Genomic DNA, 17,436 nt, shown 5'->3' on the forward strand with positions numbered 1-17,436 from the left:
GGTTACCCGAACAGACTCTGCCCCAGGTAGCCGTCGTCGACGACTCCCGGAAGTATGGCGAACACCGCAGAACCGATCGGGGTGGTCCATTGGTTCAACGCATCGAATTCGTCGAGTCGTTGCTGAATCGGCAGGAACTGGGTGAGCACATCGCGCTGATAGCTCGCGAACAGTAAGCCGGTGTTCGACAACGATCCGGCAGCCGGTGGGTCGTCGTAGTTGTAGGCCCGCCGGAAGATTCGCTCGCCGTCGTGAACATGCTGTGCCCTCGCGATGTGCGAGGACGGTGGGATCACCGGAATTCCGAATCGATCGGTTGCGTCGAAATCGGCCTCGTCGAACTCGGCGGTTCCGGTCAACGGGGCACCGGTGTCGAGGGTTCGCCCCACCGACAGTTCCCGGCCGGGTCGATCCAACTCGTCCCAGGTGTCCATCTCGATCCGGATGCGCCGCAACACCATCGACGTTCCGTGTTTCATCCAGGACTGATCGCTCCCGCCGTCCCAGACCACACCGTCGAAGTCGGTACTTCCGGCCTCCGGATTGACGGTGCCGTCGACCTGTCCCATCAGATTTCGCATCGTGGTGCCCGATTCCTCGGTACCACGCGAACGCCGGAATCCGCGCTGCGTCCAGGCGATCGTCACCAACGAGCGCACGTTCTTGGTCAGTACCCGCACAGCGTGCGCAACGGTGACAGGATCGTCCGAGCACACCTGCAGCAGCAGATCACCGCCGGTGAATCCCGGTTCCAGGCGGTCGATTCCGAACGCAGGAAGCGGTGCCAGCCACGACGGCCGCCGATCCGGCAAACCGATCGCATCGAACACACCCGGACCGAGCCCGACGGTCACCGTCAGGCGGGCGGGCTCTAGCGCCAGTTCGGCTTCGGTATCGGCCAGTGCGGGTGCACCGGACGTCAACCGTCCGATGTCCTCCGTCCAGACCTTCAGGATCCCGATCAGCTCGTCGCGTCCGACGCGTTCCTGCATGTTCAACCCGACGAACATCGAGTGTGCCTGCGGCGGAACAGTATCGACACCGGCTTGATGGACGCCGCGCCACGGCACGGTCTCACTTCCGGTGGCCGTCTGCTCGGCTCGGTTGCCGACGATCCCGTAACCGGTCGCGGCTCCCACGCCCGCGACGCCGAGCGCGGCGACGCCTCCACCGAGGAGACGTCGCCGGCTCAGCGAGCGTGGTGACCGGTTCTCGTTGTCAGCCACCGTGTGCCGGCGCGGGGGTTGCCGACCCGTCCATGTCCATGCTCATGGTGCCGGGCTCGTAATTCTCCTGGGCCCCGGAGAAGTCACGGACCTGCGCGGTGAACGTCGTGCTCGACGCGTCCTCGAACTCGAGCGTGAATTCCGCGTCGGCTCCGGGGGTCAGCGGCGACGTGACGTCCATCAGCATCAGGTGATCGCCGCCCGCGGCGAGCACGTGTGTGCCGCCCGCCGGGATGACGAAGCCTCCCTCCTTCGGCCGCATCACCATCGCCCCGTCCGCCCCGGTTGCCATCTCGTGCAATTCGATTCGGCTCGACGCCGGAGACGATGCACCGACCACGTGCACATCGGAATCGCCGGTGTTCTGCAATTCGGCGAAGGCCGCCGTCATACCGGAGTCGGCGGCTTTGACCCATTGCTCGCGGACGACGACCGAATCGGATTCCGTCGCCGCGGCGGCGGGCTCGTTGTTGGAGCATCCGGTGAGGATCAAGCCGGTGACCGAGAGCGCGGCCAACAGTGTGGAGGTGCGACGGGTGAGATTCATGCGAGTTCGCTTTCGTGGCGGGAAGCAGCGGAATTGGTGGTTCTGGTCCGTGCTCGACGGATCGAGCCGAGCAGGACGTCGACGGCGAGGAAGGCCACCAGGCTCAGCCCGAGGAGTGGGACGAACCAGCCGACAGCGACAGCGACGACCACCAACGCGGTGACGGACATCGGTGAGATGCGGCGAATGCCGCCGCGCAGAGGCGGCCGCCCGGCCGTGAGGCCGCTTGCCTTGGTGGGGCGGCGTCTCCACCACATCATGTAGCCCCTGACGATGACCGATGCCAGCGCGACGGCGAGCGCAAGCAGCGCGAGCTGATTGGCTACCCCGAACAACGTGCCCATGTGCAGCTGAATACCCCAGGCCGACAGCTTGGCCGCGAGGGGCCAATCGGAGAAGAACACGGTGTCGATCACTGTGCCGGCGGCACCGTCGATCGAGATGGAGTCGTTCGACATCACCCAGGGCTGACGGGTTTCGGCGACGACGAACGCCGTGTCGGCCGACGGTGGAATGGATGCTTCCACGGCACCGTCTATGCCGTTCGCTCGGGCGATCCCCAGCACCGAGTCGATGCGACCGACGTTGTCCTCCGTCGTCGATGCATCGGCCGGCATCTCCATCGAATGACCGCCGTGACCGGAATGATCGGTCGTCGCAACGTCGGAGGAGCCGATCGTCTTGGTGACGGCGGGGGTGGTCCAGCTCAGTGCCGACCGCAGCTCGGTGACGTTCTCCCCGGCGTAGGTGGACCATGTCAATCCGGTGGCGGACAGGAAGATCAGACCGACGGCGATCCAGATACCAGCCACGCCGTGCCAGTTCAAGGACCTGTTGCGGCCCTTCGACTTTCGATCGAAGGTCAACAGCCTGGCCTTGTCGCGGTTGCGTCGATATCGCTCGAACCACAGGTACAGGCCGCCGAGCGCGATCACCCACAACCACGAGGCGGCGAGTTCGCTGTAGAGGCGACCTGGCTCCCCCAGGTGCAGATGGCGATGGAGTTCGGAGATCCAGGTGCGCAACGGTAGGGCGCTGGAGGAGCCGTACACCGCCAGCTCACCCACAGACGTCGCGGTGGCGGGGTCGACGAAAACAGCCAGCCGCTGCGATTCGCCCAAGCTCGGGTCGGTGAACATCACCCGAGTGGTGTCGCCGGCCTCGGCTGCAGGGCGGACGGCGGCGACGGTGAGGTCGGGTCGTTCGGCCTGCGCTGCCCGAATCTGCTGGGCGACGGGGACGGCCGGGCCGGTCGTGTCCACGTGGACGTAGTCGCGATAGACGAGTTGTTCGATGGTGGGAGCCACGGCGTAGAGGCCGCCGCTGATGGTGGCGATCAGGATGAACGGTGCCACCAGGATGCCTGCGTAGAAGTGCAGACGCATGATCAGCGGCCGCCAGCTTCGGGGGCGATCGGGAGGGGTGGGCGGCGATGGATCGGCGAGGCGTTCCAATTCCGGTGTGGACATGAGGACTCGTTTCGTGAAGGCATGTGTGGGTGCGCGCAGTGGTGCGCGAGAAGGCATCGCACAGACGATCCGGCGTGCTGGAGGCAGCGCGGATCGCGCGATGTGAGGGCTCGTCGAACAGACAGCGACAGCTCGATACCCGACGCCTACGTACAGGGCGGGTGGGAGTGACGAGCTGCGGTCAGGTCCGAAGCGCAGGCGGTCCGCGGTTTCCGCAGCCCGACAGGTCGAGAAGGCGAGGCGTTCCCGGGAGTCGGTAGACCGGAAGTTCAGGGGCGATGCGGGACTCGTCGACGACGAGAGCTGCCAACAGAGGCAGTGCCTCACGTAGCGAGGTCACTGCGCGCCGGATGCCGTGCTCCGCTCCGCGGATGGCCAGAGCGCCGACCAGGATGGCAACCACATGGGCCGCGAACATCTGCTGGGTGAGCATCGAACCGTGATGGTGACCGTCGACGGCGGTGAGCAACAGGTGTCCGACCGACTGCGCGGCAGTCAGGATCATCAGCAGCTGTGCGCGCGGTGCCGCCGGTGTCGGTGCCGCGGCGGTCGCGTAGCCGATCGCCGCGGAGACGACGGCCAACAGCACGATGGCCGCGTCGGATGGAGGCATTCCCCCACCGAACGTGTGCGCTGCGACGGTGACCAGCGCCGAGAGCCCGCCCACGGACGCACCGCGCAGGAGCGCGAATCCATCCGTTGGCGCAGACATGGACGGGAGCTTACTACCGACTACACCGAGTAGTAGTCCAGGTACCGGAACGACGCCTCCGGACCGCGCAAGCCGGTCCGACGGTCTTTTTCCGGTTGGTTATCCTGATCATCGGTACTCGAACCATCAACGGTCGAGCCGCGAGATCGAGAGTGGACGCACATGGCAGAGAATTCGGACGCGGCCCAGGCTCGGGTGTTCGCCGACATGCTGACCAGCGAGATCGCAGCCGCGTCGAGTCGCGTCGAAGAGTCCGAGCAACTGGCGCGCAAGGCCTTGCGGGTAGGCGATTCCCGCAGCCATGTGTGGCACAGCGACGAAGCGCAGACCCAGAAGCAGGCGCTCTACGAGCTGTATCGCCAGCTCGATGCGTTGCGCAACCGGTTTCCCACCGTGCAGCCGCGAATCTCCGGCTGACGGCGTACCCGTCGGTCGACTACCGGTCAGCCCCTGCCGACGACGGCGACGATCAGCTCGGTCAATTCTTCCGTCGCCTCCTCTGGTCCCAGCACTCCGGATACCGCCGCGTGCGACAGTGCGTCCGCTGCACCGAAGATCGCGGTGATCGACGATGCCGAGATCCCGCCGGAGCCGCTGAACGGCTCGAGAATCGACCGGCATCGATCGGAATACGCCCGTTCGGCCGATCGCTTGACCTGTTCGAGTTCGGGCGAGCCCTCCAATGCCGCCAGCACACCCGTCAGCTCACGCCCCTGTGCCAACGCGCAGCCCACGTACGAGTTGGCGATTGCGTGTGCGCGTCCGTTCAACGAGGTGGGCGCAGCGTGGAGGGATTCCTCGAGCATGACCGTTTGCCGGTCGTCGAATTCCGTGAACAGGGCGGCCAAGAGTTCCGCACGCGAGGCGAAGTGGCTGTACACCACGGGTTTTGCGACGCCGGCATGTTCGGCGAGCCGGCCGAGCGTCAGAGCGTCGGCTCCTTCCGTCCGCACGAGAGCCCAGGAGACCTCCACCAACTGGTCGTATCGGTCGGAGCGAGACAGTCGCGTCCGGGCCATCGGGCACCTCCTTGCGCTATATACGAATAGTAACCTACTCTTGGTACATAGCCGCTTCTCCGCACCGAAGGAATCAGCCATGACCACACTCGTCGTAGTCTCCCATTCCGACCCCGACTCCCTGACCCACCACGTCGCTCGATCCGTGTCGGACGCGATCCGCGTCGCCGGCAACACCGTCGAGACGGCCGATCTGGCGGCCGAGAACTTCGATCCTCGATTCGAGGACGCAGACCTGAAGTTGTTCCGCGGCAACGGAACCACACCGGCGGACGTGCGTGCCGAACAGGAACGAATCGATCGCGCCGATCATCTGGTTCTGGTCTTCCCGATGTACTGGTGGTCGATGCCCGCGTTACTGAAAGGGTGGATCGATCGCGTCTTCGTCAGCGGATGGGCGTACCAATACAGCCCTGGAGTCGGGTTCGACAAGAAGTTGGACCGACTCACCGTCCACCTGGTTGCCCTTGCCGGCGACGATGCCGACAGCTTCGAGCGCCACGGCGTCGATGCCGCTTTCCGGACGCAGATCGAGCGAGGCATCATCGAATACTGCGGTGCAACAGTGGGATCGACGAACTTCCTGTACGAAACCGATACCAGGAGTCGCGAGGCACTCGATGCAGAGGTCGCCGATCTCGCTTCTGCCATAGCCGACCAGGTGGTCGTCCGACAGAAGGCCCTCGCCTCCGGCTGATCAGATCTCGACGAGCTCGGAGCGCCGCGTCCCCTGGCGACGGATCCATTGTCATTCAGGTCCATTGTCGTTCAGGCGCAACGCTTGTCGAAGTCGGAAAACTCGCCCCGGGAGATCAGGTGGGAGTGAGGCGGAAGATCGGGAATCGACGGCCCTCGGCGGTCTCGACGTATTTCGCGAATCCGGAGGAGGCGTCGAGGAACTTCTGCCAACTGTCGGCCCATTCGGCGTCGGGGACTTCCGAGGCCTCCACTGCGACGGTCCGTACTCCACTATCGTGGGGAACCTCCATGTCGACGCGAGGATGTGCGCGCAGATTGTGAACCCAGGCAGGGTCTTTGGGTGAACCTGCTGCCGAGCCGACGATCAACCAGCTGCCTTGCTGGGAAATCGCCATCAGCGGATTCAGCCGGATCTCGCCACTCTTGGCACCGATCGAGTGCACGACGACCAGCGAGTCGCCGAACCCAGCCGTGGACACGTGCCCACCGTTACTGCGGAACTCCTCGATGATCATCTCGTTGAAGTCGGCCATCCACCGATTATGTCGCGGACAGCGTCGGCGCGGACCGGTTTCTCACCGACAGCTCAGCGGCGACGATTTCCATCACCGCCGACCAAAGGTTAGCCTGTGCTCATGCGCGCCTCGGGCGCGCTGCGCCGTCGGGTGATCCCCGGCGGCTCGTTGCTGTCAGAACCCGAAGGACACCCCACGTGCTCAACGTTCGTCGCCGCGCAGGCACTCTCGCCGCCGCTGCTGCCCTGGTCGGATCGCTCGTCGCGTGCGGAGCCTCCGAGGAGGTTCCCGACGCGGTCTCGGACACCACCGCAGGTGGGACCACCTACCCATTGACGATCGACAACTGCGGAGAGTCGGTGACCTTCGACTCGGCACCTCAGCGGGTGGTGTCGCTGGATCAGAACTCCACCGAAATTCTCCTCTCGCTCGGCGTGCAGGACCGCATGGTCGGCACCGCATCCTGGACCGATCCGGTCCGCGAGAACCTCGCCGACGCGAACGCCTCGGTTCCCCGACTGGCCGACAACGCCCCCACCTACGAGGTCGTGGTCGATACCGAACCCGATCTCGTCACTGCATCGTTCGGACGCCACTTCGAGCAAGGCGGCGTCGCTCAGCGGTCCCGCTTCTCCGAAACCGCTGCGGCCACGTATCTTTCACCCACCGACTGCGACGCCGGTCGCAGCGTCAACGGGGGCAACACCCGAACGACGCCGCTCACGATGGAGTCGCTGTACCAGGAGATCACCGAACTCGCGGCGATCTTCGACGTCAACGAGCGCGGTGCCGAGTTCGTCGACGAACTGAAGTCCCGCATGGCCGACGCCACCGCGACCACCGCCGAATCGGATGTCTCCGTGGCATTCTGGTTCGCGGACACCAAGAGTCCGTACATCGCAGGTGGACGGGGATCGGCCGATCTGCTCGCCAGAACGGTCGGCATGACGAACGTCTTCGCCGACACCGACGACGACTGGCCTGCAGTCGGCTGGGAGACCATGGTGGATCGGGATCCGACCGTCCTGGTACTGGGCGACCTGGCGCGCAACCGTTTTCCCGGTGACCTGCTCGCCGACAAGGTCGCATTCCTCGAGTCCGACCCCGTCACCAGCACGATGGCCGCCGTCCGAGACAAGCGCTACATCTCCTTGCACGGTGCGGAGATGAACCCGTCGATTCGGGCCGTCGACGGTGTCGAGAAGGTGTCGGCCGGACTGCGCGACCTGGGACTGTCGTCCTGACCGCGACCATCACCCGTCGGCGCTCCTCCCAGCGATCGCAGACCTCCCGCAGCCTGTGGCGTTGGGTGTTCGCCCTGCTGGGCGGGGTCGTGCTGTGCGTGGTGTCGGTCCTCGTCGCCATCACCCTCGGGCCGGCGAACATCTCGCTGGTCAACGTGCGCGACGTGGTGCTCAACCATCTCGGCATCACCGACATCCCGGTGAAGGTATCGAAGAACGCGATCGTCTGGGAGGAGCGACTCCCCCGTGCGCTCGTCGCTGCAGCCAGTGGCGTCGGGCTCGGTATCTGCGGCGTCATCATGCAGTCGCTCCTGCGTAATCCCCTGGCGGACCCGTTCGTGCTCGGGGTGTCCTCGGGCGCATCGACGGGTGCCGTCGTGGTCGGTGTCCTCGGTGTCGGCGGGGCCGCGCTCGGGCTGTCCGGTGGTGCGTTCATCGGTGCACTCGTCGCGTTCGGCCTGGTGTTGTTTCTCGCCCGCATGTCCGGCAGCGGAAACGATCGCGTGATTCTCGCCGGTGTTGCAACCACTCAATTGTTCTCGGCCCTGACGTCTTTCGTGATCTTCGCGTTCGCCGACTCGGACGAGACGCGCGGCGTGATGTTCTGGCTGCTCGGTTCGTTCGAGGGTGTGCGATGGAACGACGTCGTACTGTGTGTGGCCGTGGCCGGCATCGGCGCGGTGGTGTGTTGTTACTACGCGTACGTGCTCGACGCGTTCGCGTTCGGCAACTCGGTGGCGTCCTCGCTCGGCTTCGACGTCAAGAAGGTCCGATTGACTCTGCTCGTCGGCACCGCCCTGATCACCGCGACACTGGTCAGCGTGGCCGGCGCCATCGGTTTTGTCGGCCTCATTCTTCCGCACGCAGCGCGTCTGTTGGTGGGACCCAACCACAGCCGCCTCGTGCCCACCACTGCCGTCATCGGCGCGATCTTCATGGTGTGGGTCGACGCCGTCTCCCGCGTCGCGTTCGCGCCGACCCCACTGCCGGTGGGCGTCGGGACAGCACTCGTCGGCGTTCCCGCCTTCATCGCAATCATGGCTCGCAAGAGAGGAATTCGATGACCCTGCACGCGTCGAACGTCTCCTGGAAGCGCGGTGGCGTCCTGGTGGTCGACGGCGTGACCCTGCATCCGGGGCCCGGCCGCATGGTGGGACTGTTGGGCCCCAACGGTTCCGGTAAGTCCTCACTGCTGCACCTGATGGCCGGGGCCGCATCACCCACCGCTGGTGTCGTCGAACTCGACGGTGCGGAGCTCGGTTCGCTCAAGCGCAGACACATCGCCCGCGCGGTCGCAGTCGTGGGTCAGCACGCCCACACGGACGTCGATGTGACGGTCGGAGACGTCGTGCGTCTGGGACGCATCCCGCATCGCGGGGCTTTCGGTGGAAGCGACCTGGACGACGACGCCGTGGACGATGCACTCGCGCAGACCGGACTCACCGACAAAGCGGATCGATTGTGGCGCACCCTCTCCGGTGGTGAGCAGCAGCGGGCGCACATCGCTCGCGCACTTGCCCAACAGCCCCGCGAGATGTTGCTGGACGAGCCGACCAACCACCTCGACATCCATCACCAGCTTGAATTGCTGGCTCTCGTCGCTCGTCTCCCGATCACCAGCATCGTCGCGTTGCACGACCTGAACCTGGCCGCGATGTTCTGCGACGAGGTGTTGGTACTCCAGGACGGCAGGGTCGTCGCAGGCGGCACACCTGCGGACGTGCTGACCGAGGAACTCATCGCCGAGGTATACCGAGTGCGGGCGCGCGTGTCCGTGGACGGCGACGACGGACGGGTGCACATCCGTTTCGATGCGGCGGCCGGGTACGAGACCTTCGCAAGGACGCAGGACTCCGGCGTGGCCGCAGCATCTCGCCCCTGAACGGCATCGGACAGCAGAGTCCCAGGGGATTGGGTGCCACGATTCGTGGTACCCCTGAACCATGAGTGAATCCACCAGACCGGGCGTACCGACCACGGGCCTGCCCGCATTCGGGTTCGAGACGACCTTCGCCGACGAGGTTCCTGGACTGACAGTGCCGTGGCAGGGCACCCACGCGCCGGATCCTCGGGTGTTGATTCTCGACGATGAACTCGCTCGGTCACTCGCGCTCGACCCGGCGTCGCTGCGCACGGCCGAGGCAGCCGGTGTGCTGTCCGGGTCGACTCCTCCGGCCGAATCCGCCACTGTGGCGATGGCGTACGCGGGTCATCAGTTCGGCAATTTCGTTCCACTGTTGGGGGACGGCCGAGCACTGCTGCTCGGCGAGCTGCGCGATGGTCGGGGCCATCGAGTCGACCTGCATCTCAAGGGGTCCGGCGCTACCCCGTTCTCGCGTGGGGGCGACGGGAGAGCGGTAGTGGGCGCCATGCTGCGCGAGTACCTCATCAGCGCAGCGATGCACGCGCTGCACATTCCCACCACACGTTCGCTCGCCGTCGTCACCACCGGTGAACAGGTGGTGCGAGAAGGAGGTCCGCAACCCGGGGCGGTGCTTGCCAGGGTTGCATCGAGCCATCTGCGGGTGGGCACCTTCGAGTTCGCGGCCCGGCGCGAGGGGCTCACGCAGCCCCTCGTCGACTACGCGATAGCCCGCCACTACCCGGCACTGCTCGAGCTGCCGGCCGAGGAACGCTGTCTCGCCTTCTTCGAGGCCGTCGTCGAAGCCCAGGCATCGCTTGTCGCGCAGTGGATGTCGGTCGGATTCGCGCACGGTGTCATGAACACCGACAACACGACGATCTCCGGGGAGACCATCGACTACGGACCGTGCGCATTTCTCGACTCCTACGATCCGGCTACGGTGTTCAGCTCCATCGACCACGGCGGACGCTATGCCTACGGCAATCAACCCGCAGTGCTCGGGTGGAATCTGGCCAGATTCGGCGAAACACTACTGCCCCTGGTCGATTCGACGCCCGATACCGCCATCACGGCTCTCACCGCAGTGCTGGACACGTTCGGGGAACGCTACCGCCGGCACTACTCTGCCGCGATGGCTCTCAAGCTCGGCCTGACAGACGATGGCGCGGACGCGGCGCTCGTCGACGAACTGCACCGGTTGCTCACCGACCACCGAGCCGACTGGACCCTGACCTTCCGCGCCCTCGCCGAGAACTTGCGCGGAGACTCGTCGCCGTTCGATTCCCTCGTTCCACCGGACGCGTCCGCGGAGTGGCTCGAGCGTTGGCGGTCAGCGGTTTCGGCACGGGGACAGGACTTTTCATCGATCGCCGACGGGATGGATCGCGTCAACCCCGCTTACATTCCCCGCAACCATCTGGTCGACGCCGCACTCAGGTCCGCGACCGAGGGCGATCTCGAGCCTTTCGAGCGTCTGCTCGACGTCGTCACGACACCGTTCGACCGCCGCGACGAACGGTCCGAGTACGCCCTGCCCGCGCCTGCGAACTTCAGTGCCGGATTTCGGACCTTCTGCGGGACCTGAAGATGTGAAGGGCAGCGCGGTCAGGCAGGCGCAGCAAAGAATTCGAGGGCGATGTCGTCGGGATCGCGGAACGAGATTCCAGACCCGTAGTGCGCGTGTTTGACACCGCTGTGCGCGATGCCGAGTCGGTCGAGCGTCGATACCCAAGACGCCAGGTCGTCCTGTGTGCAGCCGAACGCGATATGGTCCACGCCCGTTCTCTTCTCGTCGAAGGCACCGGAGACCTGAGCGTCGCCGTGGGTGTGCAATCCGAACAGCATTCCGCCGTCGAGCGCGAACACGGTGTGGTGATAGTTGCCGGATTCTTCGTCCTCGTCGAGTACGGGCGACGCGTCGAACAGTCGTGAGTACCACTCGGTGCTGGCGGCAAGATCGGATACGGTCACGGCCACGTGGGAGAGGCCGGGGAATTGCGACATGCGCTGGTCCTTTCGTCGTCCCCGTCCACGTTAGGCACCGACGTCTGCGTGCCACCCGAGATCAGCGCAATACTGCCCGTTCGGCGGGGTTGTGTTCACGACGTCCGCTTCTGTTCGGCTCTGATCAAACCGCCGCCGACGATCAGTCGTTGAATCTCGCTGGTCCCCTCGTACAACCGAAGCAGCCGGACATCACGGTAGATGCGTTCGACCGGAACCTCACGCATGTACCCGGCACCACCGTGAATCTGAACGGCCAGATCGGCGACCTGGCCGACCATCTCGGTGCAGAACAACTTCACCGCGGACGGCGCGATACGGCGATCGGTCTCCTGCACCCACGCCCGCGCCGCCTCACGCACCATCGCCCGGCCCGCCATGACACCGACCTGTTGATCGGCGATCATCGCCTGCACCAACTGGAAGTTACCGATCGGCTCCCCGCCCTGAGTGGACGACGCGGCATGAGCCACCGACTCGTCCAAGGCACGCTGCGCCTGACCGACGGCCAACGCCGCAATATGCACCCGCCCCGCGCCAACGACGTCATCGCCGCCTTGTACCCGATATCGATCATCGGTCGTTCCGCAGGCTCCACTCCTGCGTCGCCGTTGCCGCCCACCAACGCATCGGCCTCGACGCGCACGTCGGTGAAGTTCACGTCGGCAGTGCCCGAGCCCTGCTGCCCCATCTTCGCGTCCTTGACGCCCACCTCGATGCCGGCCGTGTCGGCAGGGACCAGGAATACCGCGATACCGTTGCCGCTCTGCGGTTTCGGGTCCAATTTGGCGAAGACGACGAGCATGTTCGCGATCGGTGCATTGGTGATGTAGCGCTTGCTGCCGTTGATCACCCAACCCGAGCCCTCGACCGTCGCCGTCGTCTTCAACCCCGCTGGATTCGACCCGGCCCCGTCCTCGGTCAGCGCGAAGGACGCGACGATGTCGCCGGTTGCCATGCCCGGCAGCCACGTCGCCTTCTGGTCGTCGGTACCGAACCCCACGAGCACCTGCCCGGCGATCCCGTTGTTGGTGCCGAACATCGATCGCAACGACAACGAGGTGTAACCGAGCTCCATGGCCAGCTCGACGTCCTGAATCAGATTCAGACCCAACCCGCCCCACTCCTGCGGAATCGCGTAGCCGAACAGACCCATCTCCGCGGACTGCTGTCGCAGATCGTCCGGAATCGAATCGTTGTTCATGATCTCGAGTTCACGAGGAACCACACGTGATCGCACGAACTGGGAGATCTGCTTCAACACGTCCGCGAAGACGTCGTCCGGTACATCGGGATTCAGCGTGTCCATGGAACCACTATCCCCCCATGGGTGGATCGATTCGTCCGAACCGACGGGATTTTCCTGGCAGGCGGGAACCGTCCCACCACATCGGCTCTCCCGTTTCGGATCTCAGCCTCCGATCGGCGTCGGGTATTCGAATATGAGGGGCTGATCTTCATCTGTGGCTCGAATAGCCGTCACCCAGAAGACTCCCCGAACCGTTCGATTGCCTGCGCGAGATCGATGACGTCTGCGTATTTCGCCTGCAGGTCGAGCAGGTTCGACTCGTGCATCCCCGGCTCACGATCACCGCACGCATCTGCCACCACCAGAGGACGGAAGCCGTGCTGCAGTGCGTCGGTCGCGCTTGCACGGATGCAGCCGCTGGTGGTCAACCCACAGATGTACAGCGTGTCGATGCCGCGGGCAGTGAGGGTGGCCGCCAGAGAGGTACCGAAGAATGCACTCGCATACTGCTTGGTCACCACGGTCTCCCCGGCGATCGGACGGGGGTCGACGGGAAATTCGCCCAGTTCCGAGCCTTCCTCGAAGACCGTCAGAGCCGGAATCTTCGTCGTGAAGAGCCCGCCGTCGGTTCCGCCGGGCTGATAGCTGACCCGGGTGAACACGACCGGAACACCGGCTGATCGTGCGGACGAAACCAGCTGTGCCGCAGCCTCTACTGCCGCTTCCACCGGGGCACGCAGGGGCGAGCCGTCCACCAGGTAGGCCGCGACGATGTCGACCACCAGAACCGCCGGGCTACGGCCGGGGCCCAGCTCACCCGCGAATCCCGATTCCCGGTACGACCCGAGGGTGTCGCTCACGCGCGCACTGCCTTTCGGACGTTCACCGGCGGACGCGGTGCGGGCAGTCCGGTGTCGGCCTCGCACCGCTCGAGGATCTTCTCGATCGACGGCCCCTTGTCGAACACTTCGATCTCCCCGCGCGCGGCAGACATCTCACTGCGAGCGGCCTCGGAGGCGGACGAATCGACGACACCGTCGGCATCGCAGACGATTCCGTAGCCGATGCGGGCACCCTCGGTACTGACCAGACCCCGCCGAACTTCGAGACCGACCAGTTCGGGATCCCGGGTCAGCGGGTCACCCCAACCGCCGCCGCCCCACGTGACGAAGTGCAGCACATCGCCTCGGCCCACCGGCACCTCGTGGATCTTGCTGGCCAACACCTCGACCTCACCCGACGCGCGAACGATCCACTTCTTTCCTCGCGCACCGGGTTTACCGCCGTTGACACCCCACGGATACGTGAGCCACCTGTCGTCGTGAATGGCGATGGTGCCCGGCTCCTCGAAGTAGTACGCCACGTCGACGCCGTTGCCGCCGCGATGAAGCCCGGCACCGCCGGTGTCGGTGACGGTCTCCCACCGCTCGATGCGCAGCGGATAGTAGGACTCGAGGTACTCGCAGGGGATGTTGACGAACGACGGCCACAGCGAGTGACCGTCCGGCCCGTCTCCCATCGGACGACCGGGGATACCTCCGAATCCGATCGAGTACAGCTGGAACCACTCCCCGTCCCGCGCGCCCCCGTCGTAGTGACCGGAGTACATGAAGTGCGGCGACGACGAGAAGCCGGCGGCGTTGAGAATCTCGGGGTTGTTCTTGCCCAGCAGCCCACCGAAAAGGTCGAAGACACGACCGATTCCGTGATTGCGGCCGTTGAGTGCAGCCGGATAGCGCGGCTTCCAGAACGAATCCTCGGGAATGGTCACGTCGATCAACGGATAGAAGCCGTCGTTCCACAGAATCTGCGGGTCGGCCACGGTGATGACGTAGATGCCGAAGAACATGCGGACGAGATTCTCGTTGATGAAGTAGTTGATCGGACCGACGGCCTGCGGTGCGGCCTTGCTGAAGTCGAGGTGGATCTTCTCCCCGTGGCGGGTCAGCTCGATGGTCAGTTCGTAAGGGCCGTAACCACATCCGTCATCGCAGATGAAGTCGCTGAACTCGATGGTCTCGCCATCGACGAACAGCATCGCGAGCAGCACCTTCATGGCCTGATAGTTCCTGTCGAGCAACGCGTCGAGCGCCGACAGATACACGTCGACGCCGAACCGGTCGCACAGCTCGACGATGCGCCGCGACGCGGTGGTGCACGCCGCGACCAGTCCGTTGAGGTCTGCCCGGTTCCAGTCCGGCTTGCGCACCTGATTGAGAATGATGTCCAGCGCGGTCTCGTTCAATTCGCCTGCGCTGTAGAGCTTGAAGGGCGGAATGATCACGCCTTCCTCGAAGATCGTGTGCGCGTCCGTCGGCATGGACGACGGCGTCTTACCTCCGACGTCGGCCATGTGCCCGAACATCGACGACCAGCCGACGACGCGTCCGCTGTGGAAGATGGGCAACACGATCAGCCAGTCGTTGGCGTGACTGATGGCAGCACCACACGCGTAAGGATCGGAGGTGAGCAGGATGTCGCCCTCGCCGACGGTGCCGGAGAAGTTGTCGAGGAAGTCGGGAACGGACAGGCCGAACTGCCCGACCACCATCTTGCCGCTCGGATCGGCGATGAGGGGAAATTCGTCGTGCTGTTCGCGGATACCCGGTGACAGTGCCGTCCTGAAGAGGACCTCGTCCATCTCGGCGCGGGCGTTTCGCAAGGCGTTCTCGATGATGTCGAGCGTGATCGGGTCGACGGGAACCGTGGTGAACGGGGTCTTCGAGGTCTCGATGATGGTGGCCATCAGCTCTCCTGCAGTCGAGTGGTGCGATGGGTGTCGTCGGTGCCGACGGGGTTGATGAGAAGGCATGCGCTGCGGTGGACCGTGGCCGTGTGCCCGGACAACACCAGCGTGGTGGAGTCCATCTCCGTGATCACTGCCGGACCCGTCACGACGTTGCCTGCCAACAGTTTCGAGCGGTCGTAGATGCCGGCCTTTGCGTACTGCCCGTCCATCCACACGTCGTTCGTGGTGATCAACGCCGCGGACGGATCGTCGCCACCGTCCTCCAACGGCTGGAACGCCACCTCGGGGCGTGGACCACTGACCGTGACTCGGAGGTTGATGACCTCCCGTTCGTTCTTGAGCAGGAACGAGAACAGTCGCTGGTGTTCGGCGTCGAAAGCAGAGCCGAGAGTGGACAACAGCTCCCCCGAATCGAGGGCGGACGCGTCGAGGTCGACGGGAATCTCGAAACCCTGACCCTGATAGCGCAGGTCCACCTGGTACGTGGCAGTCTGCTGGTCTGCTGGCACCCCCTCGGCCGAAAGCCTTGTCGACGCCGCGTCGGCCAATTCGGCAAGAGCTGTGCGCAACTCGCCGTCGTCGATGTCGGAGAAGGCACGAACCATGGTGCGCGCAGCCTCGTCCCGAAGACACGTCGTGGCGTCGCCGTACGCGCAGAGAACCCCGGGAGACGGTGGCACGATCACCGGCCACGACCCGGTGAGTCGACCCAGCGCGTTCGCGTGCAGCGGCCCGGCACCACCGAACGAGACGAGTGCGAAATCGCGAGGGTCGTAGCCCTGCTGCACACTGACCAATCGCAGTGCGCCGAACATGTTCTCGTTGACGATGTCGACAATTCCGGATGCGGCTTCCTCCGGACCGGCCAAGCCGATGGCCTCGGCGATCGTCGCCACCGCGGTGCGACTCGCGTCGGCGTCGAGATCTACCTCCCCGCCCGCCAAGGAGGCTGGGAGGTAACCGAGAACGACGTTCGCGTCGGTCACCGTCGGGTCGGTTCCGCCTTTTCCGTAGGCGGCAGGCCCGGGGTCGGCCCCGGCCGATTGCGGCCCGACCCTCAAAGCGCGCGTCAACTCGGGCACGTGCGCGATGGAACCGCCACCGGCACCGACCGTTCGCACGTCCACGCTCGTCGCGCGGACGGCGAGGTCGCCGACCTTGGTCTCACGGCCGATACGTGGTTGCCCACCGAGCACGAGGGCGACGTCTGTGGACGTCCCGCCCATATCGAAGGTGAGGAAGTCGGAGAAACCGGCTTGTTCGGCGAACCACACGGCACCGGTGACGCCGCCGGCCGGGCCGGAGAGCAGCAACGACACCGGTGCCTCCGATGCCTTAGCCGACTGCACCAGTCCGCCGTCACTTCGTAGGATCGACAGCGGAGCCTTGATTCCCCTGTCCTGCAACGAGTTGTCGAGATTGCGTACGTAACGCGACACCTCGGGCTGCACGTAGCTGTTGGCCACGGTGGTCAGGGTCCGCTCGTACTCCCGCATCTCGGGCAGGACCTGACTGGAGATGGAGATCGGAATGTCCGGGAGCTCGTCGGCAGCCCACTCGGCGATCTTCTTCTCGTGTGCGTCGTTCGCATAGGAGTTGATGAGCGAGATCGTCAGCGCTTCGATGCCGGCACCGGCGAGGCGCCGTAATTGCCCCCGAGCTTGGTTCTCGTCGAGCGCCGTCACCTCGGAGCCGTCCGCCGCCAGACGACCCACGACCTCGACGGTGTTCTCCAGCGCTGCAAGCGGTTCGGGCTTCGGCCAGATGATCCAGCCCGCCAACCCTCCCGGTACGTACGATCTGGCGATCTGCAGGACCTGCCTGAACCCGTCCGTGGTGACGAGTCCGACGCGCGCTCCCCGGCCTTGCAGGATGGCGTTGGTCGCCACCGTGGTGCCGTGGAGCACCTGATCGATCTCCGACGGTTCGATGCCGGCCTCCGAGCACACTTTGTCGATGCCGTTCAACACCCCGACGGACTGATCGGCTGGTGTCGACGGAGTCTTGGCTCTGTAGGTGGTACCGGTCGTTTCTTCGAGAAGCAGAACGTCGGTGAATGTTCCGCCGACGTCGACTCCGAGTCGATAGCGCATGATGATCTCCGGTGGTGTGCGGTGCGGTGAGTGGGGACGATGCGGT

Annotated in this window: 16 protein-coding genes and 1 pseudogene; 6 read left to right on the forward strand and 11 right to left on the reverse strand. The window is 65.1% G+C overall.

From position 1 onward, the window contains the following. Window positions 1–2: 2 nt before the first annotated feature. The 4 genes from AB0362_RS05490 to AB0362_RS05505 form a co-directional block, all read right to left on the reverse strand. Window positions 3–1,226 (reverse strand): Dyp-type peroxidase, encoded by a 1,224-nt coding sequence (locus AB0362_RS05490; protein WP_366235091.1) that lies wholly within the window; start codon window positions 1,224–1,226, stop codon window positions 3–5. After that, window positions 1,219–1,773 carry a copper chaperone PCu(A)C gene (locus AB0362_RS05495; protein WP_366235092.1) on the reverse strand — a complete coding sequence of 185 codons (555 nt, stop codon included), beginning with the start codon at window positions 1,771–1,773 and terminating at the stop codon, window positions 1,219–1,221. The genes AB0362_RS05490 and AB0362_RS05495 overlap by 8 nt, the downstream gene beginning before the upstream one ends. Further along, complete coding sequence (locus AB0362_RS05500) at window positions 1,770–3,242, reverse strand: PepSY domain-containing protein (protein WP_366235093.1); 1,473 nt, start codon at window positions 3,240–3,242, stop codon at window positions 1,770–1,772. Before AB0362_RS05500 ends, AB0362_RS05495 begins: the two co-directional genes overlap by 4 nt. Window positions 3,243–3,423: 181 nt before the next feature. Further along, the gene (locus tag AB0362_RS05505; RefSeq protein ID WP_082898847.1) at window positions 3,424–3,954 is read right to left on the reverse strand and encodes a hypothetical protein; all 531 of its coding nucleotides are present in this window, start codon (window positions 3,952–3,954) and stop codon (window positions 3,424–3,426) included. Between the two features lie 162 nt (window positions 3,955–4,116). Here AB0362_RS05505 and AB0362_RS05510 point away from each other — a divergent pair, with 162 nt between their 5' ends. Beyond that, entirely contained in the window at window positions 4,117–4,371 is a 255-nt protein-coding gene (locus AB0362_RS05510; protein WP_366235094.1) for a hypothetical protein, read from the forward strand. A gap of 26 nt (window positions 4,372–4,397) precedes the next feature. Here AB0362_RS05510 and AB0362_RS05515 read toward each other — a convergent pair whose 3' ends face one another. Further along, entirely contained in the window at window positions 4,398–4,973 is a 576-nt protein-coding gene (locus AB0362_RS05515) for a TetR/AcrR family transcriptional regulator (protein ID WP_366235095.1), read from the reverse strand. A gap of 79 nt (window positions 4,974–5,052) precedes the next feature. Here AB0362_RS05515 and AB0362_RS05520 point away from each other — a divergent pair, with 79 nt between their 5' ends. After that, window positions 5,053–5,670, forward strand: coding sequence for an NAD(P)H-dependent oxidoreductase (locus AB0362_RS05520; protein WP_366235097.1), 618 nt, complete (start codon window positions 5,053–5,055; stop codon window positions 5,668–5,670). A gap of 115 nt (window positions 5,671–5,785) precedes the next feature. On the opposite strand, the gene AB0362_RS05525 is transcribed toward AB0362_RS05520, so the two are convergent. Then, window positions 5,786–6,205 (reverse strand): nitroreductase/quinone reductase family protein, encoded by a 420-nt coding sequence (locus tag AB0362_RS05525; RefSeq protein WP_366235098.1) that lies wholly within the window; start codon window positions 6,203–6,205, stop codon window positions 5,786–5,788. A 179-nt stretch (window positions 6,206–6,384) separates the two neighbouring features. On the opposite strand from AB0362_RS05525, the gene AB0362_RS05530 reads away from it, so the two are divergent. The 4 genes from AB0362_RS05530 (at window position 6,385) to AB0362_RS05545 (ending at window position 10,880) form a co-directional block, all read left to right on the forward strand. Beyond that, complete coding sequence (locus tag AB0362_RS05530) at window positions 6,385–7,431, forward strand: ABC transporter substrate-binding protein (protein ID WP_366235099.1); 1,047 nt, start codon at window positions 6,385–6,387, stop codon at window positions 7,429–7,431. A gap of 98 nt (window positions 7,432–7,529) precedes the next feature. Beyond that, window positions 7,530–8,495 (forward strand): iron chelate uptake ABC transporter family permease subunit, encoded by a 966-nt coding sequence (locus AB0362_RS05535; protein WP_366235429.1) that lies wholly within the window; start codon window positions 7,530–7,532, stop codon window positions 8,493–8,495. Next, window positions 8,492–9,313, forward strand: a complete 822-nt coding sequence (locus tag AB0362_RS05540; RefSeq protein WP_366235100.1) for an ABC transporter ATP-binding protein — start codon at window positions 8,492–8,494, stop codon at window positions 9,311–9,313. The genes AB0362_RS05535 and AB0362_RS05540 overlap by 4 nt, the downstream gene beginning before the upstream one ends. 61 nt (window positions 9,314–9,374) lie before the next feature. After that, the gene (locus AB0362_RS05545; protein WP_366235101.1) at window positions 9,375–10,880 is read left to right on the forward strand and encodes a protein adenylyltransferase SelO; all 1,506 of its coding nucleotides are present in this window, start codon (window positions 9,375–9,377) and stop codon (window positions 10,878–10,880) included. A gap of 20 nt (window positions 10,881–10,900) precedes the next feature. Here the strand turns inward: AB0362_RS05545 and AB0362_RS05550 are convergent, their stop codons facing one another. The 5 genes and pseudogenes from AB0362_RS05550 to AB0362_RS05570 all read right to left on the reverse strand — a co-directional run bounded on the left by AB0362_RS05550 (window position 10,901) and on the right by AB0362_RS05570 (window position 17,390). Continuing rightward, the gene (locus AB0362_RS05550; RefSeq protein ID WP_366235102.1) at window positions 10,901–11,299 is read right to left on the reverse strand and encodes a VOC family protein; all 399 of its coding nucleotides are present in this window, start codon (window positions 11,297–11,299) and stop codon (window positions 10,901–10,903) included. A 95-nt stretch (window positions 11,300–11,394) separates the two neighbouring features. Then, window positions 11,395–12,608, reverse strand: a pseudogene (locus tag AB0362_RS05555) (acyl-CoA dehydrogenase family protein). A gap of 170 nt (window positions 12,609–12,778) precedes the next feature. Continuing rightward, window positions 12,779–13,408 (reverse strand): isochorismatase family protein, encoded by a 630-nt coding sequence (locus AB0362_RS05560; RefSeq protein ID WP_366235103.1) that lies wholly within the window; start codon window positions 13,406–13,408, stop codon window positions 12,779–12,781. Next, window positions 13,405–15,294, reverse strand: coding sequence for a hydantoinase B/oxoprolinase family protein (locus tag AB0362_RS05565; protein WP_366235104.1), 1,890 nt, complete (start codon window positions 15,292–15,294; stop codon window positions 13,405–13,407). The genes AB0362_RS05560 and AB0362_RS05565 overlap by 4 nt, the downstream gene beginning before the upstream one ends. Continuing rightward, window positions 15,294–17,390, reverse strand: a complete 2,097-nt coding sequence (locus tag AB0362_RS05570; RefSeq protein WP_366235105.1) for a hydantoinase/oxoprolinase family protein — start codon at window positions 17,388–17,390, stop codon at window positions 15,294–15,296. The genes AB0362_RS05565 and AB0362_RS05570 overlap by 1 nt, the downstream gene beginning before the upstream one ends. Window positions 17,391–17,436: the final 46 nt, after the last annotated feature.

The sequence above is a fragment of the Rhodococcus sp. NPDC079359 genome (genome assembly GCF_040702585.1).
Classification (GTDB): Bacteria; Actinomycetota; Actinomycetes; order Mycobacteriales; family Mycobacteriaceae; genus Rhodococcoides.

Coding starts and splice junctions, on each gene's coding strand:
- AB0362_RS05565 (WP_366235104.1), bottom strand. CDS start 15,294: ATGGCCACCATCATCGAGACCTCGAAGACCCCGTTCACCACGGTTCCC.
- AB0362_RS05505 (WP_082898847.1), bottom strand. CDS start 3,954: ATGTCTGCGCCAACGGATGGATTCGCGCTCCTGCGCGGTGCGTCCGTG.
- AB0362_RS05545 (WP_366235101.1), top strand. CDS start 9,375: ATGAGTGAATCCACCAGACCGGGCGTACCGACCACGGGCCTGCCCGCA.
- AB0362_RS05540 (WP_366235100.1), top strand. CDS start 8,492: ATGACCCTGCACGCGTCGAACGTCTCCTGGAAGCGCGGTGGCGTCCTG.
- AB0362_RS05570 (WP_366235105.1), bottom strand. CDS start 17,390: ATGCGCTATCGACTCGGAGTCGACGTCGGCGGAACATTCACCGACGTT.
- AB0362_RS05495 (WP_366235092.1), bottom strand. CDS start 1,773: ATGAATCTCACCCGTCGCACCTCCACACTGTTGGCCGCGCTCTCGGTC.
- AB0362_RS05525 (WP_366235098.1), bottom strand. CDS start 6,205: ATGGCCGACTTCAACGAGATGATCATCGAGGAGTTCCGCAGTAACGGT.
- AB0362_RS05500 (WP_366235093.1), bottom strand. CDS start 3,242: ATGTCCACACCGGAATTGGAACGCCTCGCCGATCCATCGCCGCCCACC.
- AB0362_RS05520 (WP_366235097.1), top strand. CDS start 5,053: ATGACCACACTCGTCGTAGTCTCCCATTCCGACCCCGACTCCCTGACC.
- AB0362_RS05515 (WP_366235095.1), bottom strand. CDS start 4,973: ATGGCCCGGACGCGACTGTCTCGCTCCGACCGATACGACCAGTTGGTG.
- AB0362_RS05510 (WP_366235094.1), top strand. CDS start 4,117: ATGGCAGAGAATTCGGACGCGGCCCAGGCTCGGGTGTTCGCCGACATG.
- AB0362_RS05550 (WP_366235102.1), bottom strand. CDS start 11,299: ATGTCGCAATTCCCCGGCCTCTCCCACGTGGCCGTGACCGTATCCGAT.